Raw genomic sequence first — 23,748 nt, 5'->3', positions numbered from 1 at the left:
TCTCAAAGATAATTTAAAAATAATGGCTTACGGAAGTCGAGCGCGTATAGCCTGCTCAATACCTGCGCTATCCAGGTGGCAGTCGGCAAGCAACTGCGCAGGCGTGCCATGCTCCACAAAGGCGTCCGGTAGACCGAGGTTGAGCACTTCCACCTGAACCCCTTCGGCGTGGAGCAGCTCATTGACAGCGCTGCCCGCGCCGCCGGCAATGACGTTCTCCTCCAGTGTCACCAACAGTTCGTGCTCGTCGGCGGCGTGCAGCACCGCATCACGATCCAATGGTTTGATGGAGCGCATATTGACATGGGTGGCGTTCAACTTTTCGGCGACTTCCGCTGCGGCGCTGTTGAGGCTGCCAAAGGCGAGTAGCGCGATACGCACGCCGTCGTTGGCGGCGTGGCGGCGCACTTCCGCTTTACCAATGGCGAGTGGCTCAAGATGCGCGGGAATTTCCGCACCAGGGCCGGTGCCTCGGGGGTAGCGCACCGCAGCAGGGCCAGGGTGGTGATAGGCGGCGCTGAGCATGGCGCGGCACTCGGCTTCGTCCGCCGGGGCTAGAATCACCATGCCGGGCACGCAACGCAGAAAGGAGAGATCCATGCTGCCGTGGTGGGTGGGGCCGTCTTCACCCACCAAGCCCGCGCGATCAATGGCAAAGGTGACGTCCAGATTCTGCACGGCGACGTCATGAATGAGCTGGTCGTAGCCGCGCTGCAGAAAGGTGGAGTAAATCGCCACCACCGGCTTCATACCTTCGCAGGCCATCCCCGCCGCCAGCGTTACCGCGTGCTGCTCGGCAATCGCCACATCAAAATAGCGCTGCGGGTACTCTTTTGAGAAGCGAATCAGGTCGGAGCCCTCGCGCATGGCGGGGGTAATACCCATTAGGCGCGGATCGGTGGCCGCCATATCGCACACCCAGTCGCCAAACACGTTGCAGTACTTTTTCTTGGCGGGTGGCGGGGTAACCACCGGTTTCTTGACCGCTGTAGCGTTGGCTAACGCTTCGGGTTTTTCCAGCTTGGTGATGGCGTGGTAGCCAATCTGATCCGCCTCGGCGGGCAGGAAGCCTTTGCCTTTCACCGTTTTGATATGCAGAAACTGCGGGCCGTCGAGATCACGGAGGTTCTCCAGCGTCTCGGTGAGCGCGTCGAGATCGTGGCCATCAATGGGGCCAACGTAGTTAAAGCCCATCTCTTCAAACAGCGTAGCGGGGCTGACCATACCTTTCATATGCTCTTCAGTGCGCCGGGCAAGCTCTAATGCGCCGGGCAGATGCGAAAGCACTTTTTTGCTCTCTTCGCGTATTTTCAGGTAGGGCTTGCTGGAGAGCACCCGGGCAAGGTAGGTCGCCATGCCGCCGACGTTCTCGGAAATCGACATTTCGTTGTCGTTAAGAATCACCAGCAGGTTGGCATCTACGTGGCCCGCGTGGGCCAGGGCTTCAAAGGCCATGCCTGCGGTCAGCGCACCGTCGCCGATAATCGCGCAAACGCGGCGCTTATCGCCCTGTGCCTTGGCTGCCAGCGCCATCCCTAGCGCCGCTGAAATCGAGGTGCTGGAGTGGCCGACGCCGAAGGTGTCGTACTCGGATTCGGCGCGGCGGGGAAACGCCGCCAGGCCACCGTGCTGGCGAATACTTAAAATCGTCTCGCGGCGGCCGGTAAGAATTTTATGCGGATACGCTTGATGGCCAACATCCCAGACTAAACGGTCATGGGGCGTATTAAAGGCGTGATGTAGGGCGACGCAGAGCTCGACTACGCCAAGGCCCGCGCCAAAATGGCCGCCGGAAACGCCCACGCTATAGAGTAGGTAGGCGCGCAGCTCATCGGCCAGTTGGTCGAGTTGCTTGGCATTCATGGCCCGCAGGGCAGCGGGATGATCAAAAGAGTCAAGCAGCGGCGTCGTTGGGCGCTCGCGGGGGATCTCGTCGAACAGCTTCATGGGCATCTTTAGTGGTCGCGCTCGATCATATAGTGGGCTAAGTCGGCCAGCGGTGCGGCACGTTCGCCCAATGGGGCGAGCGCGGCAATGGCCTCGTCAATCAGGCTGTGCGCTTTGTGTTGAGCGCCCTCTAACCCCAGCAGGCTGGGGTAGGTGGGCTTGGCTCGCGCGGCATCGGCACCTGACGTTTTGCCTAGGGTAACGGTGTCGCCGGTCACATCCAGGATGTCATCGTGAATCTGAAAGGCTAGTCCAATGGCGCGGGCGTAGCGAGTAAGCGCCTTTAAACGCGGGTCATCGTCGGCGACCGCGACCAGGCCACCCAGGCGCACGGCGGCGACGATCAGGGCGCCGGTTTTATGGGCGTGCATATGGGCCAGCGCGTCGACATCCGGGTGGCCGCCGACAGCGTCTAAATCCAGCGCTTGTCCGGCCACCATGCCATCCCGGCCAGAGGCCGCAGCCAAGGTATGCACTAGATGGCCCAGCCGGGGATGAGCCCTGCTGACCAGCACTTCAAACGCCAGCGCCTGAAGGGCATCGCCGGCGAGAATGGCACTCGCCTCATCAAAGGCTTTATGCACCGTGGGCTGGCCACGGCGCAGGTCGTCGTCGTCCATGGCGGGTAAATCATCATGGATCAATGAGTAGGCGTGGATTAACTCGATGGCGGCGGCAGGGGCGTCCAGCGCCTCATCTTCCGCGCCTAGCGCATGCCCGGCCATATATACCAATAGCGGGCGCAGGCGTTTACCACCCGCCAGTAGTCCGTGGCGCATAGCGGCTTCAAGCCGAGGCGCTACCGCTGGGCGGCTATCAAACAGCGCCGCAAGCGTGGCGTCTACGCGGGCATTGCTGGTCTGGCGCAGGGTGGCAAGCTGGCTAGGCTGCATGGCTACCATGGGGGCGTCTCCTTGCTCTCATCCTCGGCCGCATCCTTGGGGTCGTCGGGGCCAGCGAAGGGCGCTACGTTTAAACGCCCTTCACTGTCTTCACTTAGTGCCCGCACCTTAAGTTCGGCGTTATCCAGGCGTTGCTGGGCATCGCGGGTTAGCCGCACGCCCTGTTCAAATGCGGTCAGTGCATCTTCCAATGAGAGCTCGCCTGACTCAAGACGTTCAACGATGGATTCGAGTTGCTCAACCGTCGCGGCAAAGTCCTGCGGGGGTGGTGTCGTGTCGCTCATTGGGGGCTGCCTACAAACCGGTATTTTTAAAATAGTCCCACAGTATACACCGAGGCTGGGGGGCGGCGTCTGCCCTCTTCAATACAGCTTGTTGCGCGACTTGCGGTTCATTCATCGTCAGCACGCAGACTTTTCATCATTCACACCCGGTCTGAACGACGCGGGTTGTGCTACGATATGCGCCTCCCGTGAACCGATACACGGCGCATGCCGCCGACCATAGAGGTTGATTCAGCCATGGCCAAAACGTCCCTGGACAAGAGCAAGATCAAGATCCTGCTACTCGAGGGCGTCCACCAAAGTGCGGTGGACAATTTTCACAACGCCGGTTATGAAAATATCGAGCACCTGCCCACATCGCTTGATGAAGAGGCGCTGATCGAAAAGATCCGCGATGTTCACTTCATCGGTATTCGTTCCCGCACCCAGCTAACGGAGCGTGTGTTCGAAGCAGCGGAGAAGCTGGTGGGCGTTGGCTGTTTCTGTATCGGCACCAATCAGGTCGATTTAACCGCTGCGCTTACCCGCGGCATCGCGGTGTTTAACGCGCCGTACTCCAACACCCGTTCGGTGGCCGAGCTGGTGCTGGCAGAAGCGATTATGCTGCTGCGCGGTATCCCCGAGAAAAACGCCCGCGCCCACCAGGGCGGCTGGTTGAAGTCTGCCAAGAACTCCCACGAAGCGCGCGGTAAAACCCTGGGTATCGTGGGCTACGGCAGCATCGGTGCGCAGCTTTCGGTACTGGCCGAATCGCTGGGCTTTAACGTCATTTACTATGATGTCATCGCCAAGCTGGGCATGGGTAATGCAAGCCAGGTGGGAAGCCTTGAAGAGCTGCTGGGCCGCTCCGATGTGGTCAGTCTGCACGTGCCGGATCTTGCCTCTACCCGTTGGATGATCGGTGCGAAAGAGATTGCCGCCATGAAAGATGGCGCTATCCTGATTAATGCCGCCCGCGGCAGTGTAGTAGAAATTGAGCCGCTGGCGGATGCCATTAAAGCAGGCAAGCTAAACGGTGCCGCAATTGATGTCTTCCCGGTTGAGCCGAAAGGTAACGACGAGGAGTTCCAGAGCCCGTTACGTGGCCTGGAAAACGTGATTTTGACCCCGCACGTGGGCGGTTCTACCCTGGAAGCCCAAGAGAATATCGGTATCGAAGTGTCAGAAAAACTGATCACTTACTCCGATAACGGTACCACCGTGACCTCGGTCAACTTCCCCGAAGTGGCGCTGCCCGCTCACCCGGACAAGCATCGTTTGCTGCACATTCACGACAACGTGCCCGGCGTGCTGTCGCAGATCAACCGCGTGTTATCTGAAAACGGCATTAACATCTCCGGTCAGTATCTGCAGACCAACGAGAAAGTCGGTTACGTGGTGATCGATGTGGATAAAGCCTACGGCCCCCAGGCGCTGGAAGCGTTGAAAAAAGTAGACCACACGCTGAAGATTCGTGCGCTCTACTCGGCGCAAAATAACTAAAGCAGCTAGTCAAATAAGTGGGTTGTAAAAACGGCGCCTCTTGCGAGGCGCCGTTTCGATTAGGGCAGTTTAGTAGGCCTGGTATTCAAGCAAGATCAAACAGCAACACTTCGCCCGCTTCTTTCCCCGTGAGGCTGATCGACTCTTCCGGTGTAAACGCCGCGGCATCGCCAGCGCTCAGCGTCTCGCCGTTAACCTCCATTTCCCCGTTCACCACATGCAGCCAAGCGTAGCGCGAAGGTGGTGGGGCTACCTGTTCGCCCGCGCTAAACAGGCCCGAGTACAGGTTAAGGTCTTGATTGATGCTCACCGACCCGTCGCGCCCTTCTTGAGAAGCCACCAGCCGCCATTGGCCCTGACGCTCGGCGGTAGGAAAGGCTTTCTGCTCGTAGCTGGGTTTAATGCCGAGTTGCTTGGGCTCAATCCAAATCTGCAAAAAGTGCAGCTCGTTCTGCTTGGAGTGATTGAACTCGCTGTGCAGTACCCCGGTGCCCGCCGACATGCGCTGCACGTCGCCAGGGCGCATCACTTCACCGTTGCCCATGTTGTCTTTGTGCTCCATTTCACCTTCCAGTACGTAGGAGATAATCTCCATATCCCGGTGAGGGTGGGCGCCAAATCCATGGCCGCCCGCAACGCGATCTTCATTGATCACGCGCAGGGCACGGAATCCCATATGCTTGGGATCCATATAGTTGGCGAATGAAAAGGTATGGAAAGAGCGTAGCCAGCCGTGGTCGGCATAGCCTCGCTCGTTGGAACGACGAATAATCATGCTGTACTCCGCAGGTTGCGTTAGAGGTAATAGTGACAATATACGCCTCGTTGAGACCGCGTGGGGTGAAGCTTTCAGCACGTTCCTGTCGAATAAATCGATGTATTAAATAAGATGGCCACCGCTAAACTTTTGGTTAGCTTTCGAGTAAAATCCTGGCCTCTTTTAACCCGGTCCGCCCTTTGCGAGGGCGACTACCTGGAGTAAGTGCATGTCTGAGTTTAACGATACCCCGCCCATTGTGGTCGCGGCGCTGTATAAATTTGTCACCCTAAGCGACTTCGAAGCCCTGCGCGAGCCGCTGCGCCAAACCATGCTGGATAACGGTGTCAAAGGCACCTTGCTGCTCGCCAAAGAGGGCATTAACGGCACAGTGGCGGGTAGCCGTGCAGGTATCGACGCGCTGCTTACGTGGCTGACCGCTGACCCGCGTTTGGCGGATATTGACCATAAAGAGTCTTACTGCGACGAGACGCCGTTTTACCGCACCAAGGTCAAGCTTAAAAAAGAGATCGTTACCCTCGGCGTGCCTGACATCGACCCCAACGACACCGTGGGTACTTATGTCGAGCCGGAAAACTGGAACGACATCATCGCCGACCCGGAAGTGCTGGTGATCGATACCCGCAACGATTACGAAGTGGCCATTGGCAGTTTCGAGCGGGCGATAGATCCTAAAACGACCACCTTTCGCGAGTTTCCCGAGTATGTGCGTGAGCACTACGACCCGGAAAAACATAAGAAAGTGGCGATGTTCTGCACTGGTGGCATCCGCTGCGAAAAAGCCTCCAGCTTTATGCTCAAAGAGGGCTTTGAAGAGGTCTATCATCTGAAAGGCGGCGTGCTGAACTATCTGGAAAAAGTCCCCGAAGAGCAGTCGCTATGGCGCGGTGAGTGTTTTGTGTTCGATAACCGGGTCACCGTTCGCCACGATTTAAGCAAAGGCGAGTTCGAGCAGTGCCACGCCTGCCGCATGCCGATCTCTGCCGAAGATATGCAGTCTTCAGCCTATGAGCCGGGGATTAGCTGCCCACACTGCATCGATTCATTGCCGGAGAAGACCCGCGCCGCCGCTCGCGAACGTCAGCGCCAAATTGATCTAGCCAAACAGCGCGGCGAGCCGCACCCATTAGGCCGCGATACCCGCCTAATGAAAAAATAAGCGAGTGCACCGTAGGCAAGCATCGTGCACAAGCCTTGTAGGCTAGACTGATGGGCAAAAGTGTTACTCAAAACCAGGAGTTCACCATGCCCATCACCTCTGACAGACCCTCTTCTGAAGCCCCTTCTGAAGGATCATCTTCAACCGCTCCCATTCTGCAGCGCCTTGACCATCAAGGCGTCACCACGCTGACCATGAGCACACCAGAGCGCTTTAATGCGCTCTCGGAAGCCATGCTGGGAGCACTTCATGACGCCCTGACCGAGATTGCTGACGATAGCAGCGTGCGCTGTGTCGTCCTCGCGGCGGAAGGTAAAGCCTTTTGCGCTGGGCATGATCTGAAGCAGATGCGCGCCAACCCCGATAAAGCCTACTACCAAGCGCTGTTTACCCGCTGTAGCGACGTGATGCAGGAGATTGTCCACCTGCCAGTGCCGGTGGTTGCCAAAGTGCAGGGCATCGCCACTGCCGCAGGCTGCCAACTGGTGGCGAGCTGTGACTTAGCCGTCGCTGCGCGTAGCGCCCGCTTTGCCGTTTCAGGTATCAACGTTGGACTGTTTTGCTCCACCCCGGCGGTAGCGCTCTCCCGCAACGTGGCGCCTAAGCGCGCTATGGAGATGCTGCTTACCGGGGAGTTTATCAGCGCTGAGCAGGCTGCCGAGTGGGGGCTGATTAATCGCATGGCAGAAGATGACGCGCTGGATGAAGCAACTAACGCGCTGACCGCCAGTATCTGCGCTAAAAGTGCCGTTGCAGTGCGCACCGGGAAAGCCATGTTTGCCCGCCAGCTTGCCATGCCGCTCGACGAAGCCTACGCCTTTGCCGGGAAAACCATGGCCGGCAATATGTTGGCCGAGGATGTGGGCGAGGGGATTGATGCGTTTATTGCCAAGCGGCCACCGCACTGGCGGCATCGCTGAGGTGCCATCGCTGACGTACTATCGCTAACGTACTATCACTTAAGTACCATCGCTGAATGAATGGAATTCGTTTCCGTAAACGCGACAATTGCCCTGTTGCCACGTTATCCTGACGCCCTTTGTGTTTTTAGTGATCGCCCTGAGAAAGGGCGCTTTGAGTGAGTAGGAGCGCTTTTGGGAGCGTCTTTTAGGAGAAAGCCAGGTGAGTGAAGCGAAACGCAGGACGGTCGGTCGTCCGGCGAGTACCGCCAAAGCTAGCGGCGGCCATAGCCAGTCGCTGGTACGTGGTTTAACGCTGCTGGAACATCTCGCAGCCTGCCCGCTTGGGCTTGCCCTTTCAGAAGTAGCAGAGATGGCCGAATTAGCACCCTCTACCACCCACCGCTTGCTACAAGCCTTGCAGAGCCAGGGGTTTGTCACCCAGGGGAACGAGCAGGGGCTGTGGCGAATCGATGTTAAAACCTTCCGCATCGGAAATAGCTTTCTTGAAGCCCGCGACGTGGTGGCCACCAGTCGTCCCTTTCTACGCCGTTTAACTACTGAAACCGGTGAAACAGCGAACTTGGGTATCCGCGATGGGGCCACTGCGGTGTTTCTCGCTCAACACGAATCGCCGCAGATGATGCGCATGATCACACGCTTAGGTTCCCGTGCGCCGCTGCATGCCTCGGGTGTAGGTAAAGCGCTGTTGGCGTGGATGTCCGATGATGAACGCGCTCAACTGCTGGACGGCCGCGAGCTTGCAAGAGTGACCGCTAATACGCTCTATCAAGCCGACACGCTGAAAGTGGAAACAGAGCAAATCCGCGCCCAGGGCTTTGCCTGCGACCGGGAAGAGCATGCCGTTGGCCTGCACTGCGTGGCCGCCTGCGTGTTCGATGAGCACGGAGCGCCGCTGGCGGCGATCTCGGTTTCAGGCCCGGTGGCGCGAATCCCGGAAGCTCGCTTACTCACCCTGGGGGCGCTGGTTCGCCAAACGGCCGATGAGATAACCCAGCAGTTGGGTGGGCAAGTGCCGCGCTGACGCGAGCCTCTGCCTATGCTAAACCTTTTTTTGATCGCCATGATCAGCGCCACCTTAATACCCGGTGCTTCGGAAGTGTGGGTGGCGCGCCTATGGTGTCTCGGCGAGCCGCCGTTGATGCTCTGGGGGGTGGCAACGGCGGGTAATACCCTGGGTAGTATGATCAACGTTGCCATGGGCCGTTACGCACGCCAGTTTCAGGATCGCCGCTGGTTTCCGGCCTCGCCGCGGAGCTTGGCGCGCGCAGAGCACTGGTACCACCGCTTTGGCGAGCTGAGCCTATTGGTTTCCTGGGCGCCGATTATTGGCGACCCGCTTACCGTGCTGGCCGGGGTATTCCGGCTGCCCTGGTGGCGGGCGCTGGCTTGGATTGTGATCGCCAAAGGGGCCCGCTACGCCGTAGTTTTACTGTTGGCACAGCAGTGGCTAGTGCCGCTGTGCCAGTAAAACGCCTTATTAATCAAGCCATGTTATCCTGTACAACTTTTTAACAAGCTGGCTTGTTAGTATAAAGTGTCAGTGTAGAGTGTAAGCAACATCAATTGCCGAGCGCTAGCTAGAAGTAAATCCGGCAGCCGTTTGATTGAACACAACACTCACCCAAAAGGAGGTTTAGGTGTGAAGCCATTTCGTTTATTACCCTGGCTAGGTGTCTGGCTGCTGGCAATGATTGCCTTGATAGCTACGCCAACAATGGCGCAGAGCGCGCCAAGTGAGTCAGCCAGCGCCGATGGTGCAACATCGTCTGAAGAGGCGGCGCCGACGTCCTACGAGGCGCTGGCCAGCCTGTTGGAAGATGAACAGGCGCGGCAAGAGTTGATTGAGATGCTGCGCAACCAAGCCTCGGCGCTGCCCGATGGCGTTGCTAGCGAACTATCGCCAGAAGCCGCCGCTCAGGGCAGCGAGATAGCGCCTGAAGATGTCTCGCTGCCGCGCCAGTTAGCGGAACTCACCAGTCGTGTCGTCAGCGATGTGGGGGGCCAGTTTGAGCAAGTGGTTAGCATCGTGGGTGGCCTGTTCTCTGGCGGGGAGGCCGACAGTGTCTTTGATATGGCAGCGTTCACCAGTGCGGCAATCAATCTGGGGATCGTGATCGTCGCCACCTTCGCGATGTTTATGATTTTCCGCCGCCTCGTCAAGCCGCTGTTTACCAAAATCAGTGGCTGGTCGCTACATGGCAATAATTTAACGCCTGTCCTGCGATTGATTGTCTGCGTAGCGATTGCGGTGGTCATCGATATACTGCTCGTCGGTTTAGCCTATGTGGGCGGTAATTTGGTGGCGACGTTTGCAGTTGGGGAAGCTGGTGAACTGTCGACCCGCGCCTCGCTGTTTTTAAACGCGTTCTTGATTATAGAGCTGCTTAAAGCCGGTGTGCGGATGCTGTTCTCTTCGCGTTACGAAGGGCTGCGGCTACTGCCTATTTCAGCCCAAGAAGCGTCTTACTGGAACCGCTGGTTAGCCCGTTTAATCGGCATGGTGGGTTACGGCCTGATGGTGATCGTACCGCTGGTCAACTTCTACGTGGCGGCCTCGCTGGGTCAAGCCGTCGGTACGCTGATTATGCTGCTGGCGTTTATCTACGCGGTGGTCGTGGTACTAAAAAACCGTGTCCGTCTGCGCGGTAACCTGAACGAGATGGCGGCTAAATCGACCTTAACTGCCAGCCGCGTCTCGCTGCAGCTATTTGCCCGTACCTGGCATCTGTTCGCGCTGCTGTATTTCTTGATCGTTTTTGTACTGACGCTCACGCGCCCTGGCGATGCGCTGCCGTTTGTGATGTATGCCACCCTGAAGTCGTTGGCCGCGATTGTGGTTGGGCTGTTGGTATCGACTTTTCTTACTCAAACCATTGGCCGCCGTATCACGCTGTCAGACGACTTGCGGCGTAAGCTACCTTTGCTTGAAAAGCGTCTAAATAGCTACGTTCCCAATGCGCTACGCGTGCTGCGTACGATCATTCTGATCGTGGTCATCATGGTAGTGCTGAACGCCTGGGGCGCCTTTGATCTCGCCGCCTGGTACGCCTCTGAACGCGGTGCCAACCTGGTTGGCAACTTGACCAGCGTGGCGGTGATTTTGATTGTGGCGCTAGCCGTTTGGCTGGGTCTGGCGAGCCTTATTGAGCATAAGCTCAACCCTGACACTGGCTATGGCGAACCCTCGGCGCGGGCGAAAACGCTGCTCAGCCTGTTCCGCAATGCGTTGGCGATCGCTATGGTGACGATTACCGGCATGGTCGTGCTGTCGGAAATCGGCATCAATATCGGACCGCTGATTGCCGGTGCCGGTGTGCTGGGCCTGGCGATTGGTTTTGGCTCTCAGAAGCTGGTGCAGGACGTTATCACCGGGGTATTTATCCAGGTAGAAAACGCCATGAACACAGGCGATGTAGTAACGGTAGGCGGTATAACAGGAACCGCCGAGCGGCTCAGCATTCGCTCTGTGGGGATTCGTGATCTATCGGGTACCTATCACATCATCCCTTTCTCCAGTGTGGATACCGTGTCTAACTACATGCGCGAGTACGGTAACCATGTGGGAGAGTACGGCATTGGCTACAACGAAAGCATCGATGAGGCCATCGAGCAGCTCCAACTCGCCTTTGAAGATCTTAAAGCCAGCGAAGAGCATGGTCATAAGCTGTTAGCCGACCTGACCGTAGCCGGTGTTGTTGCGCTAGCGGACAGCTCTGTGAATATCCGTGTGGTGATCAAAACCACGCCGGGCGACCAGTGGGCCGTTGGCCGTGCCTACAACCGTCTAGTTAAGTTGCGCTTTGATGAGGCAGGTATCGAAATACCTTTCCCGCACACTACGCTCTACTTTGGTGACTCCAAGAATGGTAAGACCCCGCCTGCACCCGTGCAGGTAGTGGAATCAACCGCTGAAGAGAAGAGGATGGAAGAAGTGCCTGTGGCTACGCCCATGGCTAAAAGCGACCCTAAGAAAGGGGGTCAGCAAACCGCGGATGCTGATCATATTAAGCCTGATCAAGATGACGTTGACGAAAAATAAACCTTGGTTGTGGAGGTGTGTAGCGAGGCCGCTTTCGGGCGGCCTCGCTGTGTTTGCGCCTTGTTGCACGGTTGCTGAAGATGAGTTCTCTGCACGCCTGGTAAGGGGAAGTGCCAGCCAACGGCATAGATTTCTCCCACGAGGGAGAATCTACAGGGCACAAGCTTGAAAGGTGAAACGCAACAATACGCTGAATAACGTCAGGCGCTTTACTGGAAGATCAGGTGGTCTGCCTCGGTGCTACCGACGTCGAGCAGTGTTTAAAAAACCATCTATTTAATTGTATTTTATGAATATTTTCTGGCTACACCTGTGCAGTCACTTGACCACTACATTGTTCATCTAGCGTTCATGTTCCACTTGGTATCTTATACACATCGAAAAGAGCAGCATGCTTTCTTTTTTCGGCTGCCCCTCGTTGATACGCATCAATGTAATGTAGAAGTGATGAAAACTCTTATAGATTAGCCAGCACTGTATTAAATGAAATAGATGTAAGACGAAAGTTTAAGTGATTGTAGTAATTCAGCGGTTGGGTAGGCGCTAAACTTTTTAAACTGAGGGAGAGGCTAATTGTCTATACTAGTTACTGGTGCGGCTGGTTTTATCGGTTCCGCCGTTGCCAAACGCCTGCTTGACAGCGGCGAGCATGTCATCGGAGTGGATAATCATAATACCTATTACGACCCCCTGCTGAAAGAAGCACGCGTGTCACGTTTAATTGCCCACCCTAATTATCGTCATTTGCGCGTCGATATTGCCGACCGGGTGGAAATGGCTGACATATTTAAACGTTACGTATTCAGACGTGTTATTCACTTAGCAGCACAAGTAGGCGTGCGCTATTCGCTGGAAAATCCCGCCGCCTATATCGACAGCAATTTAGTCGGGTTTGCTAATGTGCTTGAAGGATGTCGTCAGCAACAGATCGAACACCTAGTTTACGCCAGCAGCTCAAGTGTTTATGGCGCTAACGAAACTATGCCCTTCTCGACTCATCACAACGCTGACCATCCTATAAGCCTTTACGCAGCGACTAAAAAAGCCAATGAATCAATGGCTCACACGTATAGTCATCTGTACGGTATGCCCACCACAGGCCTGCGGTTTTTTACTGTCTATGGCCCTTGGGGGCGACCAGACATGGCGCTTTTCAAGTTCACCCAAGCCATTCTGGCGGGCGAAACGATCCCCGTATATCACTATGGCCAACATCGGCGTGACTTCACTTATATCGATGACATAGTTGAAGGTATTATTCGGGTGCTGGAGAAACCTGCGCAAGCCAACTTGCATTGGTCGGGACAAACACCTGATCCAGCTACCAGCCGTGCCCCCTGGCGCCTTTACAATATTGGTAATCATCAGCCTATTGTGTTGATGGATTACATAGCTGCTCTGGAAAGTGCCTTAGGCATTACTGCTCATAAAGAGCTGTTACCCATTCAACCGGGGGATGTACCCGATACTTACGCAGATGTAGAGGATCTTATCAATCAGTTTGGCTATCAGCCTGCTACCTGCTTAGAGGAAGGTGTCACTGCTTTTGTACGCTGGTACCGTGATTTCTACAAAGTATAATTCTATAAGCAATGGTTTTTAAAAGGCAGGGTGAATAGCGATGAAACTTTCCGTCATTCTCAGTACCTATAATTCTCCAGAATGGCTGGAAAAAGTGCTTTGGGGTTACAGTGTGCAATCCTACAACAATTTTGAGTTGATTATTGCCGATGATGGCTCGACCAGTGAAACGCGCTATCTCATTGATCGAATGCGGGAAGAAACAGGGCTTACGATCAAACATGTTTGGCAGGAAGATAACGGATTTCAAAAATGTCGAATCCTGAATAAGGCCATTATTGAGTCTACCTCAGAGTATTTAGTTTTTAGCGATGGCGACTGCATCCCTCGCCAGGATTTCCTCAATGTACATGCAAGAGAAGCCTTACCCGGCTATTACCTGTCGGGCGGTTACCATAAATTGCCAATGGCTACCAGTGAAGCTATCACTAAGGAGGATGTGCTCTCTGAGCGATGTTTCGATCTTAAATGGTTGAAAGCTCATGGCTTGGCATTTTCCTATAAAAACAGTAAGTTGACGGCCACTTATAGACAAGCAAAGCTATTTAATATGCTCACGCCGACCCGCTGCCGTTTCAAAGGCTCAAACGGCTCTGCCTGGAAAAAAGATGTTCTCAATGTTAACGGTTTTGATGAAACCCTGGCTTACGGCGGTGAGGATAGAGAATTTGGCGTTAGGTTAGTAAATTCGGGCATAAAGCCGAAGCACGTACGCTACAACGCCATTGTTATTCACTTGGATCATGCCAGGGGGTATGTTGATCCCGATATTATCGCGTCCAATAAGCGACATCGCATCAACATCGATAAAGATGGCACCATTCGTACAGCATTTGGCATTGACCAACACCAGCAGCCGAATGCAGCAGGAGCAATCCGTTGATTTTTTTTGTATTTTCTTATAATCGTGGACCCCATCTAAAAAACTGCATTGAGTCTATCGAGATCTGCGCGCCCAGCCACCCCATTATTGTTTTTGATGATGCCAGCGATGACCCTGAAACCCAGCAAATCCTTGATGAAATCGAGATTCGGCATGAGGTGAGGCGGCGTGATGATAAGGGATCAAGTAATCAGCATGGAGCGCTTTACACCAATATGCAGAGAGCCATTGAATCCGTCGAAGAAGACTGTCTTATCGGCTTTCTTCAGGACGATACGCAAATGGTTCGTAAGATTGATGAGCAGGATATTCGTTTCATGGAAGATTACTTTGAAACGTTTCCAAGTAGCGGATTTCTTGCGCCGGTGTTTCAGAAAAAAATTACCCGGCAGCGTACGCTCGACCGCTTTGTTTTTCGCCCGGAGCGAGGGGTTTACGTGTGTGAACACCGCAGCCGTAAGCAAGTTGCCGGCGTTTACTACTCTGATATTTCGATAACCCGGAGTGATCGTCTACGTAAAGCAAACTGGAAATTTTTATCGGGTGAATTTGAAAACGAGCAGCAGGCGAAGGCCAGCTTTCTCGAAATGGGTTATCTACCTGCACCATTTGTCATGTGGCTACCCAACCCACCAGCCTATCGAAACAAAAAAAAGAACATTACCTTTAGGTTGGCAGAGATCATCAATCAAGCTGGCTTTTATCCTTTTAATATTATGGATAGTGAGACAACAGAGAAGCTTAGAAAACACTCAACAGAGCATGCTCCAATTGCTGAAGACTACCTTACAGTTGCTGTCGAAGGTTTAAAAAAGCCATGGATTTACGACCCACTCAGACGCTATCGATTGCTACGCAAACTCGCCAAGCTTGAAGGTTTTATGAGGAGCTTGGGTAGAGCAAAAACGCCTAATTGAGCTCTTAAAACCGACGTTTGATCAGAGTTAGCCGCTTGATCGACTTATCTACGCGTTTAGCTTTGAAGGTGAAGATTCAACGGCACACCATGTTAGACTCAGGGACTATTGCTAGCTTAGCCTAAAGAACTTTCTATCAATGGGAATATAAAACTAAGTTGGTTAGGATTCTAAAAATGTGGAATACACTACAACTCGCTTTTTTCCGATTCGCAGCAGGGGGTAAGATACCTCCTCAATGGTTCGAGCCAAAGCTGCCGCTGGAGTGTGAGCGGGCTGCTAAAACTGGCCATCTCACCCTTGAAGTGGTCAGTCATTGTTGGAACTACTCTCACTTTCTAGTTTACCAATTAAGTTCTTTAATGCTCTTCCCTCCCAAACAACTCGATGTCACCATGACCGTTTTTTATAATGCTGAAGATACGCAGACGGTTAAGTTGTTGGCATTTTTCGGAAAACAGCAAATTCCAGGTGTCACATGGAACTGGCAACCGATACTGAAACAGGAGCTATTCCGTCGTAGTATAGGCCGTAATCGTGCAGCGCTTGCTACAAAAGCCGATTGGGTATGGTTTACCGATTGCGACCTTATGTTTCGGGAAAGATGTTTGGATAGCTTAGCAGAATGCTTACAAGGTCGACGCGATGTTTTGCTGTTCCCCTCTGAAGAACACACGACGGGCCTGCTAGCGGAAGATAATGCTATGCTTAGTGCGGTAAATAAAGGGCCTCGAGTGTTGGATATTGATATTTCCTCCTTTACAACCCGGAAGATCACCAAAGCCACAGGGCCTTTGCAGATTGCTCATGGTGATGTATGTCGAGCTATCGGCTATTGCCGAAGTATCCCTTTATATCAGCAGCCGGTTCAAAAATTCGCCAAATGCCATGAAGACCGTGCTTTTCGCTGGCTATTGCGCAGCCAGGGTGTACCAATTTCGGTGCCGGGAGTTTACCGGATACGGCATATTGTTAAAGGACGTTATAACGGTAGTGACACTCAAAGTAATTTCCGGACTTGGGTACGAGTTTGGCAGTCTCGATGGCGAGATTGGCGTCAGGGAGAAAACGCCTGATGAGTGAGGAACATCGAATTGTATTTATTACGCCAACTTGGGCTGGGGATCTTGATCACTTTCGAGTAATGAGGTCATCCTTTGAGCAGTCGTTGTTCGCCCAATTTGACCACTACGTTGTTGTACAGGACGAAGATCTTGCGTTATTTGAGGAGTTTCGTGATCGTAATGGACTTATCCTGCTTTCTACAAAAGACGTGTTACCTGAATTTGTTGAACGCCGCAGGAAACGTGCACGGAAGCTGGCTAAGCGCTTAGGTCGACATTCCACTCGGGTTTGTGGCAGTCTCAAGCGAATTTTTTCCTGGCCTATCTGGCCATCTTATACCGGCTGGCACACTCAGCAGATATGCAAATTAAAGCTTGCGAGTGAGCTGGTGTGCGATACTGCTGTTATTATTGATTCGGATGTGATTATTACAAAAACTGCAGCCATCGAAGATTTTTTAAGTGCTTCTGGCACTGTATGCTTTGCTAATTGGCTAAATAGAACTGAAATAAAAGGGAAAGTCAAAAACTGGGTAGATGAATCTGAGTGCTTGGTTAATGTAAAGCCTGATTCTGACTATGTTAATGTTTACTTTGATACTCCTTTTGTTTTCAATCGACTGTTACTTTGTGAAGCTCTCTCATTACTCGAAAAAAGAACCGGTAAAGATTGGTGGGACGTTTTTCTAAATCGTCCGCCGCGCAGGTGGTCTGAGTTTGGTTTTTATAAAGCATTTTTGATAAAGAAAGAGCCGCTAGTGAACATCGATTGGCGCGAACCTTCATTTTGTCGTTATCTTTACGATACCAAAGACGTAAAATCCGTAGTTAACACCGTGTCTGATATGATGCATGACCCGCAGATTCATTATGTGACCATTCATTCTCAGGCGAACGGTCGCGAATACCAAGACCCTAATGAGTATTTAGCACCCATTCTGTCTATTTTTTCTCGTGATTATTGAATCGTAATTAAATTATTAATTTTAAGTTAATGAAAAAGAGATGGATATGGCTAATTTGACAGTATGTGTCTTTTCTTTTAATCGCGGGAGATATCTGCGTAATTGTGTGGAATCTATCCAGCGCTGTATTCCGGATGCCGACATTATTATTTTTGATGACCATAGTGATGATCCTGAAACTCTAGAATATCTTCGGATAGCAGAAAGCTCTTGCCAAGTTGTAACTCCAGGAAAAGTTGGTTCCATCAAACATGGTGGTCTTTACCATAATATGAACGCGGCACTTGAAGGATTTAAGGAAAGACCGTTAATGTGCTTTCTTCAGGATGACACTCAAGTCGTACGGCTTGTTTCTACAGCCGAACTCGATGAAATGGAATCGCTGTTTGACCACAACCCAACCCTTGGCTTTGTGCATCCTTGTTTTATCAGAGGTATCGATCTGAAGAAGCGTCCAGTGATACCGCTAACGGGGCCAACACCTGACTTCTTTTATCGCAAGGATTCTGGGCAAAGTGCAGGTATCCACTATTCAGATCTAGTCGTGTTTAAACCAGATCGGCTCGTCGAAACGGGGTGGAATTTTCAGCAATCTGAGCCAGAGAACGAAAAACAAGCGAAGCTAATGTTTGATATGATGGCTTATATGTGGTTGCCGTTTGCGATGTGGTTGCCGGAAGTTCCAGCCTATCGTGGCAAAAAGAAAACACTTGGTTTGCGCTTGGCTGAGCGAAAAAAAAAGGTGGGTTTCTATCCTTTTAAAATAATCACATTGGATGAATTAATCTTAAATAAAAAGAAGACGCCATCTCGATTACCTGTAGCAGAAGATTTTCTAGAATGTTCTCCTTCTACTCCCTCAGCACCCTGGACTTATAACCCTTTAACAGGTTTTAATTTTCTAAAACATCTTAATAATATTGAGGTTGTAGGTCGACGATGGTTTCGCCGGTAAGCTATTTTTCCTTGACGAATTCATGTGAATGAAGTGTGAACGATCAATTCATCATAGGGTAAGGAGATGCTGGTATTATTAGGTTTTAGCCTGTTGTGTTTTCATATGGGTTCTACGGGCATGGATTTTTCAAAATGTTGTTTTTAATAAAGTGTTTGACGATAAATGGGTATAAATAAATATTAAAATTTTGGAGCTTTTTTATGTCACAAAATTGGTTGTTTTTAAAACATTTTTTACGCTCCCCTATCGCAATTGGCAGCGTCATGCCAAGTTCACGACATCTGGCTGCCGCTATGGTTCGCTGTGTAGAATGGGAGCATGCACACGTTATTGTTGAACTTGGCGCTGGTACGGGTGTTATAACGCAAGAAATTAATGCTCTGCGCAATGAGAACTCATCATTTTTATCTTTCGAATACGAAAATTCATTGCGTGAAAGTCTTACTCAGCGCTATCCCAGTGTCAATTTTTATAAAGATGCCTTTCGATTAAAAGATCAGATGGCGGCCCAGAAAAAAAGCGAAACAAGGGCTGACTGCATTATATCTGGCTTGCCGTTTGCAAATTTCTCTCAGCAGCAACGTGATACTCTTCTTAACGATATTTATGATGTGTTAAACCCAGGTGGTATATTTGTGGGGTTTCAGTATACGCGCCAGCTTCAGCCATTTCTTGTTTCTTCTTATGATAAATTCAATTGTCATAAAGTATGGGCCAATTTACCCCCTGCCTATGTCTACTTATGTCAAAAAACATCATCGTCAAGAGCATCTGTTGATGTACATCGTAGAGGTGATGAACGTGCTTAATCGGTTACGTTATCGAGCTAAATTAAGAACGCGGCGTTGGCTGAGAGAAAATCCTAAATGGCTAAAAAAACTGAGACAATTTCGATGCTTTAGTGGAGACCCCGAGTCGGTCAGTCGCGGCTTTGCAATTGGGCTTTTTTTTGGCTTAACACCGACTGTTGGCATTCAAACGTTTTTGGTACTACCAAGCTGTCTAATGCTAAGAGGAAATTTTCCTATGGCCTTTATGGCAACTTGGGTTAGTAATCCATTAACACTGGTTCCCCTTTACTGGTTGTTTGAAAATATTGGCAGCCTGTTCATCTCCGGCTCGATACTCTCCCCCGACACCGCAGCAGCATGGCCCATACTTCAATTCGTAACATCAGGAACGTTAAAAATGTTACTGGGCAGCCTATTTATTGCTACCCCCATGGCAATTTTGTCTTACTTTGTTGTTTATCGCTTGGCAAAATTGAACCTCATGCGTCATCAAGGCGTGACTTAATAAGCCTTGAATTTATTCCCTGTTGTTTATTGAATACGAAATTGCCGCTTGTTCCATTCAGGCAATTCCCGACTTCTTCCTCCTTCACCGATAGAAGCGCGATAAGGCTTGAAGCACTTGGGTTGAGACAGCGGGGTCGGGGCGTACTTCATCAAGTTCGTTCATTTGGTAGTCATAGACTTCGAAAGTCCCTGCCGGGTATACGGTAATCTGGTAATCAGGTAACAGGATACTGTAGCCCATGTAGCTCCCCGACAGCATCCATTCACGCTTTGGTTCGGGTTCCAACAAGTTGTGGCCGAGGGTATAGCGCTCGGGCGCGGCTTCACAGCCTAGCATCTCTTCAAGCAGCGTTGGTGCAATATCAGCATGGTGTGTGCGCCTTGTGATTTCACCACCTGCGCGCCCCGGCAAGTGCATGATCAGCGGCACTTTTACCTGCTCTGGTGTGTAGTTGCTGCCATGGCCCCAGTAGTTCTTGCCGTGCTCGTTGAAAGATTCTCCATGATCTGAAGTGATCACCACGGTGGTCTCGTCCAGCAGTCCTGTGGTGTTCAGGTCATCGAGCACGCGGCCCAACTGTTGATCCACATAGTGTACTGCCGTCCGGTAGCGATTCCAGTAAGGTTCTGGGTCAAACTTCGGGCCCAGAAGCATATGATTGACGCTTTCCCAATAAGGGGTGAAACGGGGGAAGTCGGGCGGATGGCTGTATCCATGCACGGCGTCATAGAAAAGAAAGCTGAAGAAGGGGCGATCATCTGTATTCCGGTTCTCCTCTTCTGCCCAAGCTAACCAATCGTTGGTGATTTGACGATCACGCTCCCAGGGTTCGCCCTGGGCTGGCTGGAGCGAGACATCGTCCAATCCAGCAAAGACGTTGCGGTCGAAAGCAGGGCTAACGAGGGTGGCCGAGGAGAGCACCTTGAAGCGATAGTTCTGCTCTTCCAAGGTCTCCATCAGAACTGGCGGCGTCTGGCTGGCGGTGAAGGCGTCCCAGTAGGTCACCGGCAAGCCGTAGAAAAGGCTGAACACCCCGGCCTTTGTGGAGTTACCACCGCTAATATGCTCGTTAGCTTTGAGCCAGCCCGGCTGGTTGGCATAGCGATAGAGGTTCGGCATCACCTCTGGGGTTAGCATGTCATGGCGCAGTGCATCGATAACAACGAGCATTAGATTGCCTGGAACGTCAGATGGTTGACATGATAGTGGCGCCATGGGGTAGATCAGGTCTTGCTCGCCGCCCGGCGCTGCCTCCAGTTCCACGCCATCGCGTACTGCCTGGGCATCTACCCACCCCTGTTCGACGAAGAAACGCTTAGCGGTGGCCGGGTAGAAAACCGGCACGTGACGGGTCATACCGGTAATCTCACGGTTATAGTGAGCATCTGCCCAGGCATGCCAGCCATGCACACTGAGAAGAGCGACGACATTGATGGCCAGCACCGACCACACAGGCCAGGATAGCGAACGTTTTCTCAACAGTCGTCCTATGACGCCTTGAAGCGCCAACATGCCCAGCGCCCCGCCGATGGCCAAGCTCCAGGCTACCCAGGAAAAGCTGAAAACATCGCCGCCAGCGTTGAGCAGCAGGTCAAGAATAAAACCGCTCAGATGGAAGCGATACTGGGCGTAGACAAAAGTGTCGAGTAGGAGCAGCAGTTGCAGGACACTGGCCCACAGCGTCGTTACCAGCCATAACCACTTGCCTCGAATAACGCTAGCCAGTAGGAATAACGGCAGAGCGCCCAGCCAAATCAACAGAGCCAAATGACCGAGGAAAATCAGCAGGAGATAGCCCCATTGCGTTGCCCCATCCGGATCTATATAGGGGATATAACGACTGGCGATTAACCAACCCAACAGCATATTGGCGAGGGTCCAGGCAGCGAGCCAACGCCAGTGAAAAAAGAGCTTCGCGATCATGGGAAGATAATCCAGAACAATTAACCGTCAGCCAGAGGAGATCCTAATGGCAGTGGGGGAGAAACGAAAAGCGGCAAAATAGTAACCCAGCTGCGTAGGTTCCCCAAGAGGTGTCACCCTCATTTTTGCTGACACGTACTGCTCTTTACCTAACCGAAAAGGGGCCGTAAGTGTTACGTTGCTGGTAGTTGCCTGAAGACTGAAATACGTACGGCCCGATGTATCAATGAATCTGGTATCAGTGAATTTACGTTTTATGGGCAATATTTTTCAAGAGCCGTAATTTTCCGAGTGGCGACCCTCTAGGTTGATAGACTCCCCGCCATCCACAAACAGAATTTGCCCTGCCACAAAAGGGGTGTTCAATAAGTAGTGCAAAGCTTGTACAAGGTATTCGGGGTCACCCTGGCGCTTTAGCGGAATGCCTTCAATGCGCCACTCAATATAGTCGCTGGTGCGCTGTGAGGCAGGCAGTACTACGCCAGGGGCGATGCCGTTAACGCGAATGCGCGGGGCAAACTCTAGCGCTGCCATACGGGTCATCTCTGCCAGACTTTTTTTCGATAACAGATACGCTGCGTAGGGGTATTGGTGATAGGCAACTTTGTTATCAATGATATTGATCACCTGGCCCTCTTTAACCTCTTTGGCAAAGTGGCGGGTGAGCAGTAATGGGGTAAACATATTGACCCTGAACTGGGTTTCCAGCATCGCCAGTTCGGTCGCGGAAATTGGCGCTGACTCGTAGGCGGAGGCGCTGTTCAGCAGCAAGTTAAGCCCTGGGAAGCGCTGCTTGGCCGACTGGATTAAGGCATTTAAGTCGTCGTTTAAAAAATCGCAGGAGAATATTGCGCACTCCCGCCCCTTGGCGCGGATACCACTGGCGACCTCTTCGGCCTCCTCCCGCGAGCTATTAACGTGTAGAGCAATATCGTAACCCGCATCGGCCAGGGCTTCGGAAAAGTAGCGACCCAAGCGGGTGGCGCCGCCGGTTACCAGAGCAGCTTGATGGCACATAGAGCGTTCCCTACTGTTTTATTGGTATGGGAAGACTTTCTGCGTGAGTGAAACGTTTGTCAATAACTTATACACAGCTTGCACGAAGCGCTAGCTTAGGAGTATGAGTAGAAGTGTCCTACTTTCAGGATGCTCTACGAGACGTCACTTTTAACAGGATGTCGCTATGCCTCCAACGACGCTATCTGCCGCCCCCTCTGCCCAGCTCCATGAGTGCTTGATCTCTTTAGGCTCTAACATTGAACCCGATCACTATGTGGTTCAGGCGCTTGATATCATTAGTCGTGAATGCAATCTGTTAGCTCGCTCAAAAACGATTCGCACCAGGCCGGTGGGGTACCAGCATCAGCCCGACTTTCTCAATGCCGCGCTGTTGGTGAGCACACCGCTTGAGCGTGAGGCTTTTCGTGCTTATCTCAAAGGGGTGGAGGATCGTCTGGGCCGTGTTAGAGGAGCGATTAAGTCGGGGCCACGCACCATGGATCTAGACATTGTGGCCTGGGATGGGGAGGTGGTCGATGACGGCTATTATCGGCACGATTACGTGAAAAAACCTGTCGATGAAGTGTTAGCGAGCAGTGGCCGCACCCTCTTATCACAAACGCGTTAATGGTTTTTGCTTCTAGGCCGATAGTAACCTTGCAGCCCCCAATAAGTTGGGCAGGCTAACTTCCCCCTCCCGGAGGCACGACACGCGTTGTTCAGCCTAAATACTAATGTGATGTCGCTTATCGTGCAGAATAACCTGCGCGGCAGTCAGCAATCCATGCAGACCGCAATGCAGCGCCTCTCTTCCGGGTTGCGCATTAATAGTGCCAAAGATGACGCCGCCGGACAGGCGATCGCCAATCGCATGACGTCACAAATTAAAGGCATGACCCAGGCGATCCGCAACACCAATGATGGCATCTCTATGGTGCAGACAGCGGAAGGCTCGCTCAATCAGATTAACGATAACCTGCAGCGCATCCGTGAGCTGAGCGTACAAGCGGCTAACGGCACCAACTCTTCCAATGATCTTGCTTCTATCCAAGCCGAGATTGGCCAGCGCATGGAAGAGATTGACCGCGTTGCCGGGCAGAGTAAGTTCAACGGTGTTGGGCTGTTGAATGACACTAAGTCGCTGAATATTCAGGTGGGCGCTAACGTTGGTGATAGCATTGCCGTTCGCTTTGAAGCCATGAATTTGCAGGGTTTGGGGCTGGAAGGCCTAAACGTATTGGACGATGGCAGTTCGACGGGTAATCCTATCGATATGGTGGATGAAGCGATCAAACGGCTAGATCAACAGCGCAGCTATTTGGGCGCCGTTCAGAACCGCTTTGAAAGTGTGATTGATGGGCTCAATAACAGCATCGTTAACACTTCTGATGCGCGGTCGCGCATTCAGGACGCCGACTACGCGAAAGAAGTTTCCAGCCTTCTTCGCGCGCGTATCCTTCAGCAGGCAGGCATCGCTATGCTGGCCCAGGCCAACCAGCAGCCGCAAATGATTCTGCGGCTGCTGGAAGGGCTGTAGCGCTCTTATCGTTTACTTCTTGGGTTCGTTAATTTAAAAACCATTCCTTTTTTGCAGCATTGCGCTTTTTTTACTTTAAATACCTGCTGTTTTTGCTCTTAACATTCC

The 23,748-nt window shown here is 52.3% G+C and carries 22 protein-coding genes; 16 read left to right on the top strand and 6 right to left on the bottom strand.

Annotated elements, in window-relative coordinates:
• Positions 1–27: 27 nt before the first annotated feature.
• The 3 genes from dxs to QT231_RS03745 are packed head-to-tail and all read right to left on the bottom strand — an operon-like array spanning position 28 to position 3,133.
• The gene (gene dxs, locus QT231_RS03755; protein WP_308335596.1) at positions 28–1,953 is read right to left on the bottom strand and encodes a 1-deoxy-D-xylulose-5-phosphate synthase; all 1,926 of its coding nucleotides are present in this window, start codon (positions 1,951–1,953) and stop codon (positions 28–30) included.
• Between the two features lie 2 nt (positions 1,954–1,955).
• On the bottom strand, positions 1,956–2,849 hold the full coding sequence (locus QT231_RS03750) for a farnesyl diphosphate synthase (protein WP_308335595.1): 894 nt from the start codon (positions 2,847–2,849) through the stop codon (positions 1,956–1,958).
• Complete coding sequence (locus QT231_RS03745; RefSeq protein WP_308335594.1) at positions 2,843–3,133, bottom strand: exodeoxyribonuclease VII small subunit; 291 nt, start codon at positions 3,131–3,133, stop codon at positions 2,843–2,845. Before QT231_RS03745 ends, QT231_RS03750 begins: the two co-directional genes overlap by 7 nt.
• A gap of 237 nt (positions 3,134–3,370) precedes the next feature.
• Between QT231_RS03745 and serA the strand changes: the two genes are divergently transcribed.
• The gene (gene serA, locus QT231_RS03740; RefSeq protein ID WP_308335593.1) at positions 3,371–4,615 is read left to right on the top strand and encodes a phosphoglycerate dehydrogenase; all 1,245 of its coding nucleotides are present in this window, start codon (positions 3,371–3,373) and stop codon (positions 4,613–4,615) included.
• Positions 4,616–4,700: 85 nt separating this feature from the next.
• Here serA and QT231_RS03735 read toward each other — a convergent pair whose 3' ends face one another.
• The gene (locus QT231_RS03735; RefSeq protein WP_308335592.1) at positions 4,701–5,390 is read right to left on the bottom strand and encodes a pirin family protein; all 690 of its coding nucleotides are present in this window, start codon (positions 5,388–5,390) and stop codon (positions 4,701–4,703) included.
• A gap of 211 nt (positions 5,391–5,601) precedes the next feature.
• Between QT231_RS03735 and QT231_RS03730 the strand changes: the two genes are divergently transcribed.
• From QT231_RS03730 to QT231_RS03670, 13 genes are all read left to right on the top strand, one after another.
• A complete protein-coding gene (locus QT231_RS03730; protein WP_308335591.1) occupies positions 5,602–6,552 on the top strand; it encodes a rhodanese-related sulfurtransferase in 951 nt (316 codons plus the stop codon).
• A gap of 86 nt (positions 6,553–6,638) precedes the next feature.
• Complete coding sequence (locus QT231_RS03725) at positions 6,639–7,472, top strand: enoyl-CoA hydratase (RefSeq protein ID WP_308335590.1); 834 nt, start codon at positions 6,639–6,641, stop codon at positions 7,470–7,472.
• A gap of 202 nt (positions 7,473–7,674) precedes the next feature.
• A complete protein-coding gene (locus QT231_RS03720; protein ID WP_308335589.1) occupies positions 7,675–8,496 on the top strand; it encodes an IclR family transcriptional regulator C-terminal domain-containing protein in 822 nt (273 codons plus the stop codon).
• A 15-nt stretch (positions 8,497–8,511) separates the two neighbouring features.
• The gene (locus QT231_RS03715; RefSeq protein WP_308335588.1) at positions 8,512–8,943 is read left to right on the top strand and encodes a YqaA family protein; all 432 of its coding nucleotides are present in this window, start codon (positions 8,512–8,514) and stop codon (positions 8,941–8,943) included.
• 171 nt (positions 8,944–9,114) lie between these two features.
• Positions 9,115–11,514, top strand: coding sequence for a mechanosensitive channel protein (gene ybiO / locus QT231_RS03710; protein ID WP_308335587.1), 2,400 nt, complete (start codon positions 9,115–9,117; stop codon positions 11,512–11,514).
• A gap of 573 nt (positions 11,515–12,087) precedes the next feature.
• Complete coding sequence (locus tag QT231_RS03705) at positions 12,088–13,095, top strand: NAD-dependent epimerase (RefSeq protein WP_308335586.1); 1,008 nt, start codon at positions 12,088–12,090, stop codon at positions 13,093–13,095.
• Between the two features lie 40 nt (positions 13,096–13,135).
• Positions 13,136–13,978 (top strand): glycosyltransferase family 2 protein, encoded by an 843-nt coding sequence (locus QT231_RS03700; RefSeq protein ID WP_308335585.1) that lies wholly within the window; start codon positions 13,136–13,138, stop codon positions 13,976–13,978.
• On the top strand, positions 13,975–14,895 hold the full coding sequence (locus QT231_RS03695; RefSeq protein ID WP_308335584.1) for a glycosyltransferase family 2 protein: 921 nt from the start codon (positions 13,975–13,977) through the stop codon (positions 14,893–14,895). Before QT231_RS03700 ends, QT231_RS03695 begins: the two co-directional genes overlap by 4 nt.
• Before the next feature lie 176 nt (positions 14,896–15,071).
• Positions 15,072–15,971: a glycosyltransferase family A protein gene (locus tag QT231_RS03690; RefSeq protein ID WP_308335583.1), complete on the top strand. Its 900-nt coding sequence runs from the start codon at positions 15,072–15,074 to the stop codon at positions 15,969–15,971.
• On the top strand, positions 15,971–16,924 hold the full coding sequence (locus QT231_RS03685) for a DUF6492 family protein (RefSeq protein ID WP_308335582.1): 954 nt from the start codon (positions 15,971–15,973) through the stop codon (positions 16,922–16,924). The genes QT231_RS03690 and QT231_RS03685 overlap by 1 nt, the downstream gene beginning before the upstream one ends.
• Positions 16,925–16,970: 46 nt before the next feature.
• The gene (locus tag QT231_RS03680) at positions 16,971–17,879 is read left to right on the top strand and encodes a glycosyltransferase (protein WP_308335581.1); all 909 of its coding nucleotides are present in this window, start codon (positions 16,971–16,973) and stop codon (positions 17,877–17,879) included.
• A 203-nt stretch (positions 17,880–18,082) separates the two neighbouring features.
• Positions 18,083–18,691 carry a methyltransferase domain-containing protein gene (locus tag QT231_RS03675; RefSeq protein WP_308335580.1) on the top strand — a complete coding sequence of 203 codons (609 nt, stop codon included), beginning with the start codon at positions 18,083–18,085 and terminating at the stop codon, positions 18,689–18,691.
• The gene (locus QT231_RS03670; protein WP_308335579.1) at positions 18,660–19,178 is read left to right on the top strand and encodes a DUF2062 domain-containing protein; all 519 of its coding nucleotides are present in this window, start codon (positions 18,660–18,662) and stop codon (positions 19,176–19,178) included. Before QT231_RS03675 ends, QT231_RS03670 begins: the two co-directional genes overlap by 32 nt.
• Before the next feature lie 84 nt (positions 19,179–19,262).
• Here QT231_RS03670 and QT231_RS03665 read toward each other — a convergent pair whose 3' ends face one another.
• Together QT231_RS03665 and QT231_RS03660 are read right to left on the bottom strand one after the other, a co-directional pair.
• Complete coding sequence (locus tag QT231_RS03665; RefSeq protein WP_308335578.1) at positions 19,263–21,104, bottom strand: DUF3413 domain-containing protein; 1,842 nt, start codon at positions 21,102–21,104, stop codon at positions 19,263–19,265.
• A gap of 270 nt (positions 21,105–21,374) precedes the next feature.
• Complete coding sequence (locus QT231_RS03660) at positions 21,375–22,121, bottom strand: SDR family NAD(P)-dependent oxidoreductase (RefSeq protein WP_308335577.1); 747 nt, start codon at positions 22,119–22,121, stop codon at positions 21,375–21,377.
• Positions 22,122–22,287: 166 nt separating this feature from the next.
• Between QT231_RS03660 and folK the strand changes: the two genes are divergently transcribed.
• Positions 22,288–22,731, top strand: a complete 444-nt coding sequence (folK, locus tag QT231_RS03655; RefSeq protein WP_308335576.1) for a 2-amino-4-hydroxy-6-hydroxymethyldihydropteridine diphosphokinase — start codon at positions 22,288–22,290, stop codon at positions 22,729–22,731.
• Between the two features lie 87 nt (positions 22,732–22,818).
• A complete protein-coding gene (locus QT231_RS03650; RefSeq protein WP_308335575.1) occupies positions 22,819–23,640 on the top strand; it encodes a flagellin in 822 nt (273 codons plus the stop codon).
• Positions 23,641–23,748: the final 108 nt, after the last annotated feature.

Source organism: Halomonas sp. SpR1, from assembly GCF_031010175.1.
Classification (GTDB): Bacteria; Pseudomonadota; Gammaproteobacteria; order Pseudomonadales; family Halomonadaceae; genus Vreelandella.
This window is presented reverse-complemented; position numbering and strand designations above follow the sequence as displayed.

Bases quoted from the DNA above. Each gene is read 5' to 3' on its own strand.
- QT231_RS03730 (WP_308335591.1), top strand. From the start codon at position 5,602: ATGTCTGAGTTTAACGATACCCCGCCCATTGTGGTCGCGGCGCTGTAT.
- QT231_RS03675 (WP_308335580.1), top strand. From the start codon at position 18,083: ATGTCACAAAATTGGTTGTTTTTAAAACATTTTTTACGCTCCCCTATC.
- QT231_RS03685 (WP_308335582.1), top strand. From the start codon at position 15,971: ATGAGTGAGGAACATCGAATTGTATTTATTACGCCAACTTGGGCTGGG.
- QT231_RS03745 (WP_308335594.1), bottom strand. From the start codon at position 3,133: ATGAGCGACACGACACCACCCCCGCAGGACTTTGCCGCGACGGTTGAG.
- dxs (WP_308335596.1), bottom strand. From the start codon at position 1,953: ATGCCCATGAAGCTGTTCGACGAGATCCCCCGCGAGCGCCCAACGACG.
- folK (WP_308335576.1), top strand. From the start codon at position 22,288: ATGCCTCCAACGACGCTATCTGCCGCCCCCTCTGCCCAGCTCCATGAG.
- QT231_RS03750 (WP_308335595.1), bottom strand. From the start codon at position 2,849: ATGGTAGCCATGCAGCCTAGCCAGCTTGCCACCCTGCGCCAGACCAGC.
- QT231_RS03660 (WP_308335577.1), bottom strand. From the start codon at position 22,121: ATGTGCCATCAAGCTGCTCTGGTAACCGGCGGCGCCACCCGCTTGGGT.
- QT231_RS03665 (WP_308335578.1), bottom strand. From the start codon at position 21,104: ATGATCGCGAAGCTCTTTTTTCACTGGCGTTGGCTCGCTGCCTGGACC.
- QT231_RS03725 (WP_308335590.1), top strand. From the start codon at position 6,639: ATGCCCATCACCTCTGACAGACCCTCTTCTGAAGCCCCTTCTGAAGGA.
- QT231_RS03715 (WP_308335588.1), top strand. From the start codon at position 8,512: ATGCTAAACCTTTTTTTGATCGCCATGATCAGCGCCACCTTAATACCC.
- QT231_RS03670 (WP_308335579.1), top strand. From the start codon at position 18,660: ATGTACATCGTAGAGGTGATGAACGTGCTTAATCGGTTACGTTATCGA.
- QT231_RS03680 (WP_308335581.1), top strand. From the start codon at position 16,971: ATGGCTAATTTGACAGTATGTGTCTTTTCTTTTAATCGCGGGAGATAT.
- QT231_RS03690 (WP_308335583.1), top strand. From the start codon at position 15,072: ATGTGGAATACACTACAACTCGCTTTTTTCCGATTCGCAGCAGGGGGT.
- serA (WP_308335593.1), top strand. From the start codon at position 3,371: ATGGCCAAAACGTCCCTGGACAAGAGCAAGATCAAGATCCTGCTACTC.
- QT231_RS03735 (WP_308335592.1), bottom strand. From the start codon at position 5,390: ATGATTATTCGTCGTTCCAACGAGCGAGGCTATGCCGACCACGGCTGG.
- QT231_RS03700 (WP_308335585.1), top strand. From the start codon at position 13,136: ATGAAACTTTCCGTCATTCTCAGTACCTATAATTCTCCAGAATGGCTG.